The sequence below is a fragment of the Azoarcus sp. PA01 genome (assembly GCA_001274695.2).
GTDB lineage: Bacteria > Pseudomonadota > Gammaproteobacteria > Burkholderiales > Rhodocyclaceae > Aromatoleum.
In genome coordinates this window covers 441,393-457,499 of the sequence record LARU01000004.1, presented here as the reverse complement: position 1 = coordinate 457,499, position 16,107 = coordinate 441,393, and the positions used below count along the sequence as shown (strand labels likewise).

General features: G+C 65.4%; 11 protein-coding genes. 6 read left to right on the top strand and 5 right to left on the bottom strand.

Features of this window, described 5'->3' with window-relative positions; all coding sequences use genetic code 11:
* Window positions 1–66: 66 nt before the first annotated feature.
* The 3 genes from PA01_14260 to PA01_14250 form a co-directional block, all read right to left on the bottom strand.
* Complete coding sequence (locus tag PA01_14260; GenBank protein KON79656.1) at window positions 67–507, bottom strand: host attachment protein; 441 nt, start codon at window positions 505–507, stop codon at window positions 67–69.
* Window positions 508–782: 275 nt separating this feature from the next.
* Window positions 783–1,601, bottom strand: a complete 819-nt coding sequence (locus PA01_14255; GenBank protein ID KON79655.1) for a zinc-dependent peptidase — start codon at window positions 1,599–1,601, stop codon at window positions 783–785.
* 5 nt (window positions 1,602–1,606) lie between these two features.
* Window positions 1,607–2,500, bottom strand: a complete 894-nt coding sequence (locus PA01_14250; GenBank protein KON79654.1) for a DMT family transporter — start codon at window positions 2,498–2,500, stop codon at window positions 1,607–1,609.
* Between the two features lie 95 nt (window positions 2,501–2,595).
* Here PA01_14250 and PA01_14245 point away from each other — a divergent pair, with 95 nt between their 5' ends.
* A complete protein-coding gene (locus PA01_14245) occupies window positions 2,596–4,797 on the top strand; it encodes a bifunctional (p)ppGpp synthetase/guanosine-3',5'-bis(diphosphate) 3'-pyrophosphohydrolase (GenBank protein ID KON79653.1) in 2,202 nt (733 codons plus the stop codon).
* Window positions 4,798–5,281: 484 nt separating this feature from the next.
* Here PA01_14245 and PA01_14240 read toward each other — a convergent pair whose 3' ends face one another.
* Window positions 5,282–8,146, bottom strand: coding sequence for a response regulator (locus tag PA01_14240; protein ID KON79652.1), 2,865 nt, complete (start codon window positions 8,144–8,146; stop codon window positions 5,282–5,284).
* Window positions 8,147–8,707: 561 nt separating this feature from the next.
* Entirely contained in the window at window positions 8,708–10,789 is a 2,082-nt protein-coding gene (gene ppk1, locus PA01_14235) for a polyphosphate kinase 1 (protein KON79651.1), read from the bottom strand.
* Window positions 10,790–10,981: 192 nt separating this feature from the next.
* Here ppk1 and ppx point away from each other — a divergent pair, with 192 nt between their 5' ends.
* The 5 genes from ppx to PA01_14210 all read left to right on the top strand — a co-directional run bounded on the left by ppx (window position 10,982) and on the right by PA01_14210 (window position 16,062).
* Complete coding sequence (gene ppx / locus PA01_14230) at window positions 10,982–12,484, top strand: exopolyphosphatase (GenBank protein ID KON79650.1); 1,503 nt, start codon at window positions 10,982–10,984, stop codon at window positions 12,482–12,484.
* Window positions 12,485–12,493: 9 nt separating this feature from the next.
* Entirely contained in the window at window positions 12,494–13,618 is a 1,125-nt protein-coding gene (locus PA01_14225) for an ABC transporter permease (GenBank protein ID KON79649.1), read from the top strand.
* A 77-nt stretch (window positions 13,619–13,695) separates the two neighbouring features.
* On the top strand, window positions 13,696–14,475 hold the full coding sequence (locus PA01_14220; protein ID KON79648.1) for an ATP-binding cassette domain-containing protein: 780 nt from the start codon (window positions 13,696–13,698) through the stop codon (window positions 14,473–14,475).
* Entirely contained in the window at window positions 14,475–15,410 is a 936-nt protein-coding gene (locus PA01_14215) for an MlaD family protein (GenBank protein ID KON79647.1), read from the top strand. The genes PA01_14220 and PA01_14215 overlap by 1 nt, the downstream gene beginning before the upstream one ends.
* A 19-nt stretch (window positions 15,411–15,429) precedes the next feature.
* Window positions 15,430–16,062, top strand: a complete 633-nt coding sequence (locus PA01_14210; protein ID KON80361.2) for a PqiC family protein — start codon at window positions 15,430–15,432, stop codon at window positions 16,060–16,062.
* The last annotated feature ends 45 nt before the right edge of the window (window positions 16,063–16,107 follow it).

The following is a 16,107-nucleotide window of genomic DNA, read 5'->3' as shown; positions in this document are numbered from 1 at the left end:
GCGTGCTGCGACCCCATCGTCTCCGGAACAGAGACGTTCGAAGAATCAGGCTTTCCAGTCAGGAATTCAAAGGAACAGGCACGAGCCGAGCCGCTCACGCAGGACGGGCTCCGGTTCCTTCGTGTAATCCTTTTCGAAACGATCGGTGATCAGCTGCGCTGTCGGTGTGTCCAGCACCGCATTGAGCATGCCCATGAAGGCGGGTGGGGCGAAGACGATTGCGCGGCTGAATTCGTTCTTGGCCCGTCCCAGGTACAGCTCTTGCGCAATCTGTTGCGCGAACACCTTTGCTTCGTGGGTTTTGGGAAGAGTCTGAGGCTGCGCCGAACCTTGCCCGTTGCCTACCGACGCCATGGTGCCGGGACGGTCGGTTACAAGTTCGGAATTTTTCCGTCTGCTTTCCGGATGAAACAGTTCCTTCACCAGGGTGAGTCCCTTGTTCGGACCGAGGTTTGCATAGAGCTTCGCCAGGCTGGCATTAGCAACCAGTATCCAGGTTATAACCATGAATCGTCCTCCGAGAGATAGATCGGGTGGTCTGCCGATTGTGGCTCTTGCAGCTTAGACGGACGCCCCAAACGTGGCAAACTCATTTTGCCGTGAACGTCAACCGATCACTCCGGGCCCGCCAATGACGTCCGCTCCGGAAGGGCACTATTCCACAGGAATTATTCGTACAGCATCGTGGATTTTTCCGGAACCCGCTTGGGCGGAATGTTCCCGGTCACCCGCCGGTCGCCGGACTGGAGGACGATAGACGACGAACAGGGGCTTGCCGACGTTCATGATCCCAAAGTGCGGGGTGGGGCTCCGCAACGGCGCTGCTGTTCGTCGCGGACGCGGCGTTCACCGGTGGCGAGGTCCAGGCCGTAGAAGCGCGACAGCTGCTCGTACACGCGAGGAAGTTCCTGTTCGAGAAGGCAGGGTGTTTCGAAGAACGCTTCGGAAGCGACCGCAAAAAACTCGCCCGGACTCTCGGCGCCGTACGGGTCGAGCAGGGTTTCCTCGCCCGCATCGACCTGTGCGCAAAAATGCCGGTAGGCGGCGGTGAACACTTTCGCCCAAGCCGCTCTGCTCATGCCCCGGGGCAGCCGCGGCAAGCCGTCGACGTCGCCGTTCTGCATGTCCAGTTTGTGCGCGAACTCGTGGATGACGACGTTTACGCCTTCCGGCCCTTCGCCGTCGCGATGCCACGACACCAGCACCGGGCCGCCTTCCCACGCTTCTCCGAGCACTTCGTCGTCGTATTCGTGCACGACGCCGGCGTCGTCCGTTTCATGGCGCGGAATCACGAAGTCGCCGGGGTAGACGACGACACCGACCCAGCCGCGATAGGCGTCGAGTCCGACGCGCAGGATCGGCAGGCAGGCTTGGAGGGCGATCGCGAGCATCACGTCGTCGGTGAGGGCCATGCCATGGGCGCCGTGGAACTGCTTTTCCGCGAGGAACTCGCGCGCGAATTCCCGCAGGCGTTCGCGGTCGGCTGGTTCGAGATAGTCGAGAAACGGCAGCTTCTTCTCGACGCTGGTCCACAGCGCGTTCGGCACCCGTATCGCGGCGAGCCGACGTGCCTTTCGCCATTTGCGCAGGAAATTCAGCATCGCGTTCAGCCGGCGGGTTTGCGCGTCGTCAGGAAGATGCCGGCGAAAACCAGCGCGATGCCGGCAAAGTGGAACGGCTGGGGCCGTTCGCCGAGAAAGATCGCCGCGAGCAGCGCAGTGAACACCGGCATCAGGTGGATGAACAGGGACGCGCGGCTCGGTCCGACCGCCGCCACGCCAGCGTTGAAGAACACGTAGCCGAGAAAGCCGGGGAAGATGCCGATGTAGAGAATGCCCGCGAACGTCGCCGGTGACGGATCGATGAGCCGCCCACTGGCGAGCTCCCAGGCATACAGCGGCGCGAGCCCCGCGACGCCGACGGCGGTGAAGGCGGCGAGCAACAGCATCGGGTCGATGCCGGCCGGCCGCCATTGCAGGCCGACCGTATAGATGCCCCACGTCAGCACCGCGAGCAGCATCCACAGGTCGCCGGTGTTGAGGCTGAAGCCGAGCAGGGTCGCCAGGCTGCCGCGCGCGACGATGATCATCACGCCGACGAGCGACACGACGACGCCGGCCCCTTCGAGAGGTGTCAGCCGCTTGCCGAGCAGCAGGAACGCGAGCGCGATCGTCGCCACCGGTGTGAAGGAATTGAGCAGCGTCGCGCTGGTGGCGGTCGTGTATTGCAGCGCGATGTACGCGAAGGTGTTGTAGCAGCCGACGCCGATCGCGCCGAGCACGACGATCGCGCGCCAGTGTGCCCGGATCCGCGGCCACTGCACGCGCAGATGGGGCAGCGCGAACGGCAGCGTCAGCGCGAAGGCGATGGCCCACCGCCAGAATGCAAGCGTCATCGGCGGTACGGCTTCGCGCAGCCCGCGCCCGATCACCATGTTGCCTGCCCAGAACAGCGAGGTCAGCGTCAACAGCAGGTAGGGGTTGGCGAAGCGCTTTTTCATTGGTCGTGTTTCGGTGGCAGGGCGGTGATGATGGCACAGCGCGGAATCGTCTGCAGCGCGCGGAGATGACCGCCCGGGTATGGGATAATCCGCCCATGGTCTCCGTCACGCATGCCATTTCACAGAACGACGCCGTTCCGCCGGTCGACCTGCTCGCCGACGGCTTGGGCGCCGACGAACGCGCACTGATCGAAAAAGCCCTCGAGCTGGCCCGCGGCGCCTATGAAAATCACGTCCTCGGCACGGGCGAGTCGGTGTGGACCCACGCGATGGGGACCGCGCTGATCGCCGCGTCGCTGCGGCTCGACGCCGAAACGCGCGTGGCTGCATTGCTGTTCGCGGTCGGCGACTACATCGAGGACCCGATCGAGACGGTGACGGCGCGCTTCGGCGACGGGGTCGCGCGCCTCGTCGAGGGGCTGCGCAAGCTCAACGGCCTGCGCCTGCTTACGCGCATGACCGCGACCGCGACGGCGCCGGACATCCGCGCCCAGACCGAAGTGCTGCGTAAGATGCTGCTGGCGATGGTCGAGGACATCCGCGTCGTGTTGCTGCGGCTCGCATCGCGCACGCAGACGCTGCGTTATTTCACCGAACAGAAAGGCGAAATCCGCACTGACGTCGCGCGCGAGAGCCTCGACATCTATGCTCCGCTCGCAAACCGGCTCGGCGTGTGGCAGCTGAAGTGGGAACTCGAAGACCTGTCGTTCCGTTTCCTCGAGCCGGAGACTTACAAACGCATCGCGAAGATGCTCGACGAGCGCCGCGTCGAGCGCGAGAGCTTCATCGAGGAGGCGATCGAACGGCTCAAGCGCGAGATCGCCGCGGTCGGCATCAAGGCCGAAGTCTATGGCCGGCCGAAGCACATCTACAGCATCTACAACAAGATGCGCGCGAAGCGGCTCGACTTCTCGCAGGTGTACGACATCCGCGCGCTGCGGGTGCTGGTCGACAGCGTGCGCGACTGCTACACGGTGCTGGGGATCGTAAACCAGATCTGGCAGCCGATCGGCCAGGAGTTCGACGACTACATCACGAAGCCGAAGGGCAACAACTATCAGTCGCTGCATACGGCGGTGCTTGCCGGCGATGGCCGCGCAGTCGAAGTGCAGATCCGCACGCACGACATGCACAAGCACGCCGAACTCGGCGTCGCGGCCCACTGGCGCTACAAGGAAGGCAAGGGGCATGGCGGCGACTACGACGAGAAGATCGCGCTGCTGCGCAGCCTGCTGTCGTGGCGCGACGAGATCGCCGATTCGGCCGACTGGGTCGAGAAGTTCAAGCGCGCCTCGCTCGACGACGCGATCTACGTGCTGACGCCGCAGGGCAAGGTTGTCGATCTGCCGCGCGGGGCGACGCCGATCGATTTCGCGTACCGCCTGCACACTGACCTCGGCCATCATTGTCGCGGCGCGAAGATCGACGGGCACCTGGTGCCGCTCAATACGCAGCTCCAGAACGGCCAGACAGTCGAGATCACCGCGGCGAAGGAGGGCGGGCCGTCGCGCGACTGGCTCAACCCGGTGCAGGGCTACGTCGCGACGAGCCGGGCGCGCACCAAGATCAAGCAGTACTTCAATCAGATCGAAGAGAACGAACTGCTCGCGCGCGGGCGCGCCGTCATCGCGAAGGAGATGCAGCGCGAAGGGCAGTCACAAGCCAACATCGACGAGATCGCCGGCAAACTCGGCTTCAAGAACGCCGAGTCGATGTTCGTCGCGGCCGGCCGTGGCGAAGTCGGTCCGCGCGCGGTCCATGTCGCGCTGCGCGCCCCCGGGGAAGCTGCGCCGGAGGCGGCCGACTCGGGAATGGTGATCGGCCAGAGCCGCGCGGGTGATTCGAGCGACAAGATCCTGATCGTCGGCGTCGGCAAGCTCCTGACTTCGCTCGGACGCTGTTGCAAGCCGGCGCCGCCGGACGCGATCGAAGGGTTCGTCACGCGCGGGCGCGGCATCTCTATCCATCGCGTCGACTGCCGCGATTTCCAGCGCCTCGCGGGCACTCATCCGGAGCGGGTGATCAAGGCGGACTGGGGCGAGCAGGCGTACAACAACCGCCAGTCGGTGTTCCCCGTCGATATCGCGGTGCAGGCGGCCGACCGCCAGGGCCTGCTGCGCGACATCTCCGAAGTGCTGTCGCGCGAAAAGCTCAACGTCATCGCGGTCAATACGCTAACGAAGAAGGGGACTGCGTACATGCGCTTCACGATGGAAGTCGGCGGCGTCGCGCAGGTGCAGCGCGCCATCACGCTGATCCGCGAAGTGCCCGACGTCATCGACGCGCAGCGCAAGTAGGGGTGGAACCCACACTCGCCCTGCCCGAAGGCCGCGCAGACCGTCTAGGGGCGTCGAGTTGCTGCGCATGACCATCAGCTCGCCTCCCGTTTGGGCGGCAATGCGGAAAGCCCGAGCGACGGCGCGGCTCGTAGGCGCGGAAAGGTCGGTGGCAGCGAGGATGCGGATCGGTGATTTCATGCCTGAGCCAACAGGGCGATCTGATCGTGCGCGGTGACCAAGCCGAGCACGGCCGGTCCGGCTACGATGCCGATCACGATGTAGGCGATCAGCACGGACTGGCGCAACCAGAGCGATATCGCGCCGGCCGCCGGAGCAGGAGGGCGAACGCGAATGGGATCTGATCGTTGTGAAGCATGATGAACCATGAATGACGGTGCGGCTGCCCGGCGCCGTTACCGTCCCCGTGCTGACTGAATGTCGGGGGAGGTCCTTGTCTCGACGTGTGCGGGCGCGAACCTGCCGCGTGCGCGGAGCGACCGCGTCAAGCTAGTTCAGAGCTCGCGCTTGAACCGACCGCTTTGAGGTGGGTTGCATACTCGCGGTCTGCCCCGAGAATGTGCAGGGCGATTACTTGGTAAGCGAGGAACTCGATCAGCTCGGACATGCGCCCAGCGTCCTTCTCGAGGCGGGCCAGGACATTCCCGGCCTTGCGCAGTAACGCGGCGTGATCGGTCCGGTGGCGGTCGAGGTGAGGATAGCCGGCCGCCTCGAGAACCCGCTCTTCGTCGCGGGAATGCCTCGCGACGTCGTTCAACATCTGCCGCGCCGCCAGCGCGAGCTCGGGCGCGGGGCATCCCCCCAGCAGATCCGTCAGCAGCGCGTTGGCCTGTTCGAACAAAGCCCGGTGCTGCGCGTCGATCGTCGGCTCGCCGCAGCAGTAGTGTTCGTGCCAGACGAGCTGGACGAAACGCCCGTCGATCGGTCGGCGCAGCGTCCATAGTTGGTTAGCAGGATGCAGCCGTACGCAGTTGCCACCGCTGTTCCGCGCCAAATGGAGGGCGTCGTCGGCACGCGCCAGCCATTCCTCGTACGGCTCCCCGGCGATATGCTCGGCGACACCAAAGCTCGCGCTGACTCTGTCCACGGCCAGACAGGGGGCGGACTCGATGGCGCGTCGCAGATTTTCAGCCAGGGTCTCAGCGTCAGTTGCAGAAGCTTTAGCAAGTACGAGGAACGCGTCGCCGCCTCTGCGGGCCAGCGCGTCGCCCTCGCACAGGATCGCGCCCGCTCGCCGCGCGATCTCACGCAGGACGTCATCCGCCTGCTGCGAACCGAACTCGCCGGCGAGATCCGGGAAGCGATCGATGTCGAACCGGATCAGCGACACCGCCTGTTCGCGGCGTTGTCCGGCATGGAGGGCATGGCGGGCAGCGTCCTCGAGACGACGGGGGTTCCAGACCCCGGTCAGCGGATCGATTCCCGATTCCGTCGGGACGATACTGGCCAGACCGAGTTGCAGCGCGTCCAGATCCAGCGGCTTGTGCTGCACTGCGATGCCCCGATCGGCCATCTCGCGGATCAAGCTGGGAGCGGTTTCACCGGTCATGACGAGGGCGGGGATCAAGCTGCCGTGGAGTTCCCGTACCGAGTCTATGACGTCAAAACCCGTTTCGCCTGCCGTCAGCCGATAGTCCGACAGTACGACGTCGGGGCGACGCCCGCCGAGCGCCTCGACCAGCTCGCGGCGGCTTTCTGCCGCGATGACTTCATGTCCGACGGACTCGAGCGCGCACTTCACCGCCAGAAGAACGGGGCGATTATCCTCGACGAGCGCGATGCGCAGCGAACGGCGCTGGGGTGCCCGCGCCTGCAACGGTTGCTCGATCGCCTCGCCAAGCGGCAGTTCGAGCGCGAACATGGACCCGTGCCCTGGCCGCGAGTTGACCCGAATCCGCAGACCGAGGAGCGCTGCAGTCTTCGCGACGATGGCAAGGCCCAAGCCGCTGCCGCGGGTACGAGCGCCGTCGCCCAGCTGCTTGAACTCCTCGAAAATCTCGCTCGTCTTGTCGGGTGGAATGCCGATGCCGGTATCCCAGACCTCGATCCAGGCTATCCCTGCGCGCCGGCGGCAGCCGACCAGAATGCGGCCCTGCTCCGTGTAGCGGACGGCGTTCGCGATCAGATTGCCGAGCATGCGCTGGAAAAGGACGGCGTCGGTGCGGGCCGTTAACCTGGTCGACACGTAGCTCAGCCACAGCCCTTTTAGCCGTGCTTGCGGGGCATGCACCGACAGCAAGCTTGCCAGGAGGTCATTGACCCGAAAATTCGAGACCGTAGGCCGCACTACGCCAGCCTCGAGCTTGCTCATGTCGAGGAGGTCGGTCAGCAGCTTGCTCAAACTGCCGACGCATTGGCGCAGGTCACCGACGAGCGGCTGACTGTTCGCCGCCACTTCCTTTTGCAGGACATCGAGGTAGAGCGTCATCGCCGCCAGCGGCTGGCGCAGGTCATGGCTCGCGGCGGCCAGGAAGCGGGACTTGGCCTCGTTCGCCCGCTCGGCATCGGCCTTGGCCAACATCATCTCGTTCTCGGCGGTCTTGCGGTCGGTGATGTCGAGCACCGTCCCGAAAAGGTGGCGCGGTCGGCCTGCGTGATCCCGGCTCATTTCGGCGCGTGCCAGGACGGTCCGAGTCGTCCTGTTTCCGCTCACAATGCGGTATTCGAGCGCATACCCGGTATCGTGCGCGAAGGCGTTGCGAATCGCCGCGGCGATGAGCGGTTCGTCATCGGGATGCAGCGTGGCCCACCAGCCTTGCCCCGCTGCGCCCTCCGGCGTCAAGCCACACATCGTGTACCAGCAGGGGTTGGCGGACACGCAGTTGCCGTCGCGATCAAACTGATAGATGCCGACCGGCGCATGCGTCGCCAGCAGGCGGAAGCGCTCCTCGCTTTCCCGCAACTGCTCGACCCGCTCTTGGACGGTCGCCTCGAGCCGAGCCTTAGCCGCTTCGAGTTCGCGACGTTGGCGGTAGAGCTGACAGAAGACGCTCACCTTGCCGCGCAGGATGTGCGGCGCGAAGGGCTTGATCAGGTAGTCGACCGCGCCAAGCTCATAGCCCTTGAACTGCAGCGTGGTCTCCGACATCCAGGCGGTGACGAAAATAATCGGCAGATGGCGTGTCTTCGGATTGGCGCGCATCAGTTCGGCCGTCTCGAAGCCGTCCATGCCGGGCATCTGCACGTCGAGCAGGATGAGCGCGAAGTCCTGCGTGAGCGTATGGCGCAGCGCCTCGGTGCCCGACAATGCCTTCACGAGATCGACGTCCTGATCCTCGAGGAGCGCCTCAATGGCGGACAGGTTCGACGGTCGATCATCGACGACCAATACGGCGACGCGCTCGCGCATTACGCGTGTTCCCCTTCGCTGGGCCCCGCTCGATCGGGCCGAATTTTGAACTACATCGCTGAGGTCGGCGCGGCGAATCCATGGACCTCATGTATCGCTCGCGCTGGAAGCAGGCCTTTGCTGCCGAGCAATTTCGACGCGAGTCAGCGCCTGCACGAACACGATGCGGCTAGCGTTCGGATCGATCCATGACGAACAGAAGACGTCGAGCGCCGTTGATCGCATTCAAGCAATCCGCGCGATGGTACGCAGTGAGCGCATTTCTCGTCTTGCTTTGGATCAACTTGGCCGCCCCGCAAGTCGGAGAGCGTGTCAGCGTGCGACCAATGAAAATACGAATGGGCTATTGCGGCAGTATTTCCCAAAGGGCGCCGATGTTTCGACCTGCTTGCAAGCCTCGCGAAATGCGGTCGTAAGGCAAGATGACTAATCATGAAGGCGTAGCTCCGGGAGCCCCGGGTCGGAGTCATCGATCCCGGCCGTGACCTCTGGCTGCCGCCGTTTGTCGCCAATTTCGCCAGCCGACCGGTCCAGAATCGGTTACCCGCCGTTCGCCGGCCGTCAACGGCTCGCCGACAGCTCGGTGAGCAGGACCATCTGCGCCGCGCGCCGTACGCCGCGCGGCGTCTTGCGGCGATAGCGCCCGTCTTCGAGCATCTCCCAGGCCTGGCAGTTGTCGCCGAGGTAGGCGCGCAGGCCTTCCTTGATCACGCGCCGTTTCAGGCGCTGGTCGAGCACCGGAAACGCGATCTCGATGCGGCCGAAGAAATTGCGGTCCATCCAGTCGGCGCTCGACAGGTAAACCAGGTCGTCGCCGTCGGCGCGGAAATAGAAGATCCGATGGTGTTCGAGGAAGCGCCCGATGACCGAGCGCACGCGGATGTTCTCCGACAGCCCGGCGACGCCCGGCCGCAGCGCGCACGGTCCGCGCACGATCAGGTCGATATCGACGCCGGCCTGCGAGGCGCCATAGAGCGCCTCGATCGTTTCCGGTTCGAGCAGCGCGTTCATCTTCGCGATGATGTGCGCACGCCGACCGGCACGTGCGAACTCTGCCTCGGCGTTGATCGCGGCGACGACGTTCGACTGCAGCGCGAACGGCGCCTGCCACAGATGCTTCAGCGTGCTCGCCTTGCCAAGGCCGGTGAGCTGCTTGAAGACTTCGGCGACGTCCTGGCCGATCTCCTCGTTGCACGTGAGCAAGCCGAAGTCGGTGTAGAAGCGTGTCGTGCGCGGATGGTAATTGCCGGTGCCCATGTGCACGTAGCGGCGCAGCCCGTCTTCTTCCCGGCGCACCAGCATCAGCAGCTTCGCATGGGTCTTGTAGCCGAACACGCCGTAGACGACGTGCGCGCCGACTTCCTCGAGGCGATTCGCCCAGTTGATGTTCGCCTCTTCGTCGAAGCGCGCCATCAGTTCGAGGACGACGGTCACTTCCTTGCCTTTCTGCGCGGCGCGCACGAGATGTTCCATCAGCACCGAATCGGTCCCGGTGCGATACACCGTCATCTTGATCGCCAGCACCTGCGGGTCGTCGGCCGCTGCCCGCAGCAGGTCGATGACCGGCGTGAAGCTCTGGAACGGGTGGTGCAGCAGCACGTCCTGCTTGCGGATCGCATCGAAGATCTCGCGGCCTTTTTCGAGCGTTTTCGGCAGGCCAGGCAGGAAAGGCGGGTAATTCAGGTCGGGACGGTTCACCCAGTCCGTCACCTGCATCAGGCGCACCAGGTTGACGATGCCCGGCATGCTGTACAGATCCTTCGGGCCGAGCCGGAAGTGCTGCAGCAGGAACGCCGCCATTTTTTCCGAGCAGTTGTCGGCAATCTCGAGCCGCACCGCGTCGCCGAAGTGGCGCTGCTGCAGCTCGCCTTTCAGCGATACGCGCAGGTCCTTGACTTCTTCTTCGTCGACGAAGAGGTCCGAGTTGCGCGTCACGCGGAACTGGTAACAGCCCAACACGCGCATCCCGGAGAACAGCTCGCCGACGTGCGCATGCAGCACCGACGACAGGAAGACGAAGCTGTACTCGTGCGCGCAGATTTCGCGCGGCAGCCGGATCACCCGCGGCAGCGCGCGCGGCGCCTGGACGATCGCTGCGCCCGAATCGCGGCCGAAAGCGTCGAGCCCTTCGAGCTCGACGGCGAAATTCAGGCTCTTGTTGAGCACGCGTGGAAACGGATGTGCCGGATCGAGGCCGATCGGCGTGAGGACCGGGATCACTTCGCGCAGGAAATAATCGCGCACCCATGCCCGCTGCGCGTCGGTCCACAGGGGCCGGCGCGGGAACACGATGCTTTCGGCTTCGAGCGCCGGCAGGATGTCGTCGTTGAGCAGTTCGTACTGCTGGGCGATGATGCTGTGGACTTCGAGGCTGACGCGATCGAGCAACTCGGTCGGCAGCAGGCCGTCATTGCCGGCAGTACGGCTGCCGAGGCGGATCTGTTCCTTGATGCCGGACACCCGGATTTCGAAGAACTCGTCGAGATTGCTCGACACGATGCACAGGAAGCGCAAGCGCTCGAGCAGCGGAACGGTGCGGTCGGCCGCCTGGGCCAGCACCCGGCGCTGGAACTGGAGAAGAGACAGCTCCCGATTGATGAAATGCTCGGTGGGGAAAAGCTGGTTTAGCGGGGGCCTGTGCATGGGTCTCATTATGGCTGCGGGTGTGCCTGCGGGGATTATGTGACAAATGTGCTGCAAATGCATGACGTGCGCCGGCAGCCATGACAAGCGTGAATCCGGGGCGGAACCCGTCCGCATCCGGCGCAGCTTGTGTCGCAAGGCCGGGTGGTAGAATGGCGGCCACTTCGACCTGCGCGATTGCGTGCCTACACGATGATGCAAGAACTGATCGCAGCGATCGACCTCGGTTCCAACAGTTTCCGGCTCCAGGTCGGCCGGATCGTCAATGATCAGATCTATCCGCTCGACGGACTCAAGGAAGCGGTGCGGCTGGCGGCCGGGCTGTCGGCAGACAAGCTGCTCGATGTCGCGGCGCAGCAGCGCGGCCTGATCGCGCTGCAACGCTTCAACGAACGTCTGCGCGGTTTTCCGCCTGATGCGGTCCGGGCGGTGGCGACCAACACGCTGCGAGTGGCGAAGAACTCTCCCGAGTTCCTCGCTCGTGCCGAAGCGGCGCTCGGGGTGCCGATCGAGGTCATCGCGGGGCGCGAAGAAGCACGTCTGATCTATGTCGGCGTCGCGCATACGCTGCCCGATCCGCACCGCCAGCAGCTCGTCGTCGATATCGGCGGCGGGTCGACCGAATTTATCATCGGCAAGAGCTTCGAGCCGCTCCAGCTCGAGTCCCTCTACATGGGCTGCGTGAGCTTCAGCCTGCAGTATTTTCCAGGCGGGCGGATCGACAAGCGCGGCTTGCGGGAAGCCGAGCTGGCCGCCCGGCGCGAGCTCCAGGCGATCGCCCATTCGTACCGCGAGACCGGCTGGGAAGTGGCGGTCGGCTCGAGCGGATCGGCGAAGGCGCTCGTCGAGATCCTCGTGCAGAACGGATTCTCGGAAAGCGGGATCACGCGCGACGGGCTGGAACGCCTGAAAGCGGCGATGCTGCGAGCCGGCAGCATCGATCGCGCCGATCTGGCGGGGCTCAAGGGCGATCGCCTGCCGGTGCTGCTCGGCGGGCTGTCGATCATGTCGGCAGTGTTCAAGGAGTTCGATCTCGAGCACATGGTGTTTTCGGAAGGAGCGTTGCGTCTGGGCGTGCTCTACGATCTGCTCGGCCGCTACCATCACCACGACTTGCGCGATGCGACCGTCAACGCGTTCGTCGCGCGTTATGGAACGGATCGCAAACAGGGCGCGAGCGTTGCCGACACCGCTTCCCACCTGCTGTCGCGCCTGGTTCCCGAAGCTGCCGAAAGCGACCACCCGGACCGCCGCTTCCTGCGCTGGGCGGCGATGCTTCACGAAGTCGGTGTTTCGGTCGCGCACTCGAGCTACCACAAGCACAGCGCCTACATCCTCGCCAATGCCGACATGCCGGGCTTCTCGCGCATGGACCAGGGGCGCTTGGCGCGCATCGTGCTGGCGCATCGCGGAAAGCTGGAACGGGTGGCGGCGATCGATCCAGAAAGCCGCGACTGGCTGCTGATCGTGTGCCTGCGCCTTGCCGTGATCGTCCATCGCGCTCGCGACGGACGGGGCATCCCGCCGATCGACATCGAACGCGATGGGCGCGGCTTCGTCGTCACCGCGCGCGACGGCTGGCTGCAGAAGCTGCCGCTGACTGCGGCCGCGATCGAGGAAGAGCAGCGACAGTGGCTGTCGGTCGGACGCAGTCTCGTGCTGCGCACGCCGCCCGGCCGGGCGCTGGTCGCCTGACGCCGGATCGTGCGCGCGCCCACTGCAAGCTGCGGGCCGTCGGCCGGAAAGGGAGCGAGGCCTGAATGCCGGCTCGAAGGGGACTGGACGCTGCGCGCGCTCGCGCCGCGCGCCGACGAATTCCGCCGCCTGCTTGCCCGGGCCGGGCATGACGCCAGCTGGAAGCTCGACGGCATAACGCGGCTCGACAGTTTCGGTGCGACGCTGTTGTGGCACGCGTGGCGCGAACAGTGGCCGCAGGACCTGAGCGCCGACGACGAACTGCGCGAGGTGATCGGTCGCATCGAGGCGACAGCCGCTGAACCGTTGCCCGAACCCCGGTCTTTCACGCTGGCTGACGCCGTCGTCGTGCTCGGCGCGGCGCTCCTCGGTTTTGCCCATCATCTCGCCGGTTTCGTGCGGCTGGCAGGACAGCTGTGCCTGGATCTCGCCTATCTGCTGCGTCACCCGCGCGACTGGCCGGTGCGCGAGATTTCGGCCAATCTCTACAAGGTCGGGGCCAAAGCCACTCCGGTCGCGGCGCTCGTCGGCTTCCTGATCGGCGTGGTGTTGTCCTACCTTTCGGCGCTGCAACTGCAGGCTTTCGGCGCGGACATTTACATCGTCAACATTCTCGGCCTCGGCATCGTCCGGGAGCTCGGACCGGTCCTCGTTTCGGTGCTGGTGGCCGGGCGATCCGGTTCTGCGATGACTGCCCAGCTCGGCGTGATGCGCGTCACCGAGGAGCTCGATGCACTGTCGGCGATGGGCATTTCGCGCACGACGCGCCTGGTCCTGCCGAAAGTGGTCGCGCTGACGATCGCAATGCCTTTGCTCGTGCTGTGGACCTCGGCCGTCGCGCTGTTCGGCGGCATGGTGTCCGCATGGGTGCAACTCGATCTCGGCTTCGGTTTTTTCCTCGACACGTTGCCGCGCGTCGTGCCGGTCGCGAACCTCTACATCGGGATCGCGAAAGGCGCGGTGTTCGGCTTGTCGATCGCGCTCGTCGCCTGTCATTTCGGCCTGCGCGTGCGGCCGAACACCGAAAGCCTGTCGGCCAACACGACCGCGTCGGTCGTCTCGGCGATCACCGTCGTGATCCTCATCGACGCGGTGTTCGCGATCGCGACGCGTTCGATCGGAGTGCCCGGATGAGCGCCCCCGCCGGGCCGCCCGAAGGGCGGGCGTCCTCCCTTCTGGAGGAGGGCGCGCAGCGACGGGAGGGTAGCCGAGTGAGCGACGCATCCGTCATCGAACTGCGCGACATCGTCACGCGCTTCGGCAGCAACCTCGTGCACGACGGCATCGACCTGTCAGTCGCACGCGGCGAAGTTGTAGCGCTCGTCGGCGGGTCCGGCAGCGGCAAGACGACGCTGCTGCGGCACATGATCGGGCTGACGCAGCCGGCGCGCGGCGAGGTTTCGCTGTTCGGCGAGCGGCTGTTCTCGGGCAGCCTTCGCGAGCAGCGGGCGCGGCGACGGCGCTTCGGTGTGCTGTTCCAGCATGGGGCACTGTTCTCGGCCCTGAACGTCGCCGAGAACATCGGGTTTCCGCTGCGCGAACTGCGGGTCGTGACGGCCAAGGAGATCCGCGATCTGGTGGCGTTGAAGCTGGCGATGGTCGAGCTCGAACCATCGACCGCGCTATTGATGCCCGCCGAGCTGTCGGGCGGCATGGTGAAGCGCGTCGCGCTCGCCCGGGCGCTGGCGCTGGAACCCGAATTGCTGCTGCTCGACGAGCCGACGGCCGGCCTCGATCCGGACCGCAGCGCGGCGTTCGTCGAACTCGTGCGCTCGCTGCAGGCCCAACTCGGGCTGACGGTAGTGCTCGTGACGCACGATATCGACACGCTGGCGGCGCTGTCGTCGAAAGTGGCGATCCTCGCGGAACGGCGGATTCTCAGCTATGCCCCACTGGAGGAAACAATGGAACTCGATCATCCTTTTGTCACGAGCTTTTTCCGCGGCGAACTCGGCAGGCGGGCAATCGCGCGGAGCAGGGAGAAAACCTGATGGAAAACCGCGCTCACGCGCTCGCCGCCGGACTGTTCGCGCTGCTGCTCGGTGCTGCACTGGTCCTCGCGCTGTGGTGGTTCTCGGATGAACGGCAGCCGACGCGGGATTACATTCTCGAATCGCGCGGCAGCGTCACCGGCCTGAACGTCGAAGGGCAGGTGCGCTATCGCGGCATGTCGGCAGGCAAGGTGACCGATATCCGGCTCGATCCGCAAGACCCGTCGAAGATCCTCGTCGACATCAGTATCCGCGAAGACCTGCCGATCACGCGCAGCACGCGCGCGCGCCTGGGCTACCAGGGCGTGACCGGGATCGCGTACGTGCAGCTCGACGACAGCGAGGAGAACCCGGTGCCGTTGACGGGCGATCCGCCCCGGCTGGTGCTCGAGCCGGGCCTGATGGAGCAGCTGACCGACAGCACGCTCGATGCGATGAAGCGGGTGACGATGATCGCCGACCAGCTCGCGCTATTTCTCAGCGACGACAACCTCGGGCGGTTGCGCAATACCTTGCAGCGCCTGGATTCGGCCGCCGCCGGGATCGACCGCACTTTTGCCGATGCGCCCGCGACGCTCGCGGCGATCCGCTCCGCGCTGAACCAGGACAATCTGCAGAAATTCGCGACGACGCTCGCGAACCTCGAGCAGGCAAGCGGCGACGTCGTGCCGGCGGTTGCCGAAATGCGCACGCTGATGGCGCGCCTGCAGTCGACGGCCGAGAACCTCGACGCGGCGACGGCCGCGACCGGCGAAGGGCTGATCGACAACACGCTGCCCCAGCTCAATGCATTGCTGAAAGAGCTGACCGGAACCTCGCGCCGACTCGGAAGCCTGATCGAAGAGGTTCAGGCGTCGCCGCAGATGCTGTTGAGCGGCCGCTCGCGCCGCCCTCCGGGCCCTGGCGAGGACGGGTTCGACGCGGACCGGAAATGATCGGACAGGAAACTGCGCAATGTGGATGTCGATGAAGGCGGGACGATCGGGACTGCTCGCGGTCGCGCTCGCGGCGGCCGTGGGAGGGTGCGGCAACCTCGGCGTGCCGGCCGAGCGCTTCACTTTTTTCGACCTCGGGCTCGTCGAGCCGGTCGAGCCGGCGCTGGAAATTCCACCGGCGCGCGTCGAAGTGCGGGCGCCGTCATGGTTGTCGACCGGTGCGATGCAGTACCGGCTCGATTATCAACAGCCGGCACAGCGGGAAGCGTATTCCGAGACGCGCTGGGTTGCGGAGCCGGGCGAAATGCTGCGCGTGGCGCTCGACCGCGCGCTGACCGGACGCCGGAACGGCGACGGCGAATGCCGCCTGCGCGTCGAGCTCGACGAATTCGTGCAGGTGTTCGATAGTCGACGAAGCAGCCACGCGAAGGTGGTTGCCCGCGCTGCATTGCTCGCCCCGCGCAGCGACGCCGAACTGTCGCATCGCACGCTCGTCGTCAGCGAGCCGGCCCCGACCCCCGATGCGGCCGGCGGCGTGATCGCGTTCCGCCGGGCGGTGCAGCAGCTGGCGCAAGACGTTTCGACCTGGCTGGCGAGTCTTGACCCTGAAGCGGCCCGAGGATTGAATACTTCAGGACGCTGCAAACGCTAGTGGCCAGCCTCCTCCTCAGTGCAATAATCATGACAGCGGAGCAGA

Excerpts from the sequence above, each read along its gene's own strand:
- PA01_14245 (KON79653.1), top strand. The coding sequence starts at position 2,596 with ATGGTCTCCGTCACGCATGCCATTTCACAGAACGACGCCGTTCCGCCG.
- PA01_14240 (KON79652.1), bottom strand. The coding sequence starts at position 8,146 with ATGCGCGAGCGCGTCGCCGTATTGGTCGTCGATGATCGACCGTCGAAC.
- ppk1 (KON79651.1), bottom strand. The coding sequence starts at position 10,789 with ATGCACAGGCCCCCGCTAAACCAGCTTTTCCCCACCGAGCATTTCATC.
- ppx (KON79650.1), top strand. The coding sequence starts at position 10,982 with ATGATGCAAGAACTGATCGCAGCGATCGACCTCGGTTCCAACAGTTTC.
- PA01_14260 (KON79656.1), bottom strand. The coding sequence starts at position 507 with ATGGTTATAACCTGGATACTGGTTGCTAATGCCAGCCTGGCGAAGCTC.
- PA01_14255 (KON79655.1), bottom strand. The coding sequence starts at position 1,601 with ATGCTGAATTTCCTGCGCAAATGGCGAAAGGCACGTCGGCTCGCCGCG.
- PA01_14210 (KON80361.2), top strand. The coding sequence starts at position 15,430 with ATGTGGATGTCGATGAAGGCGGGACGATCGGGACTGCTCGCGGTCGCG.
- PA01_14215 (KON79647.1), top strand. The coding sequence starts at position 14,475 with ATGGAAAACCGCGCTCACGCGCTCGCCGCCGGACTGTTCGCGCTGCTG.
- PA01_14250 (KON79654.1), bottom strand. The coding sequence starts at position 2,500 with ATGAAAAAGCGCTTCGCCAACCCCTACCTGCTGTTGACGCTGACCTCG.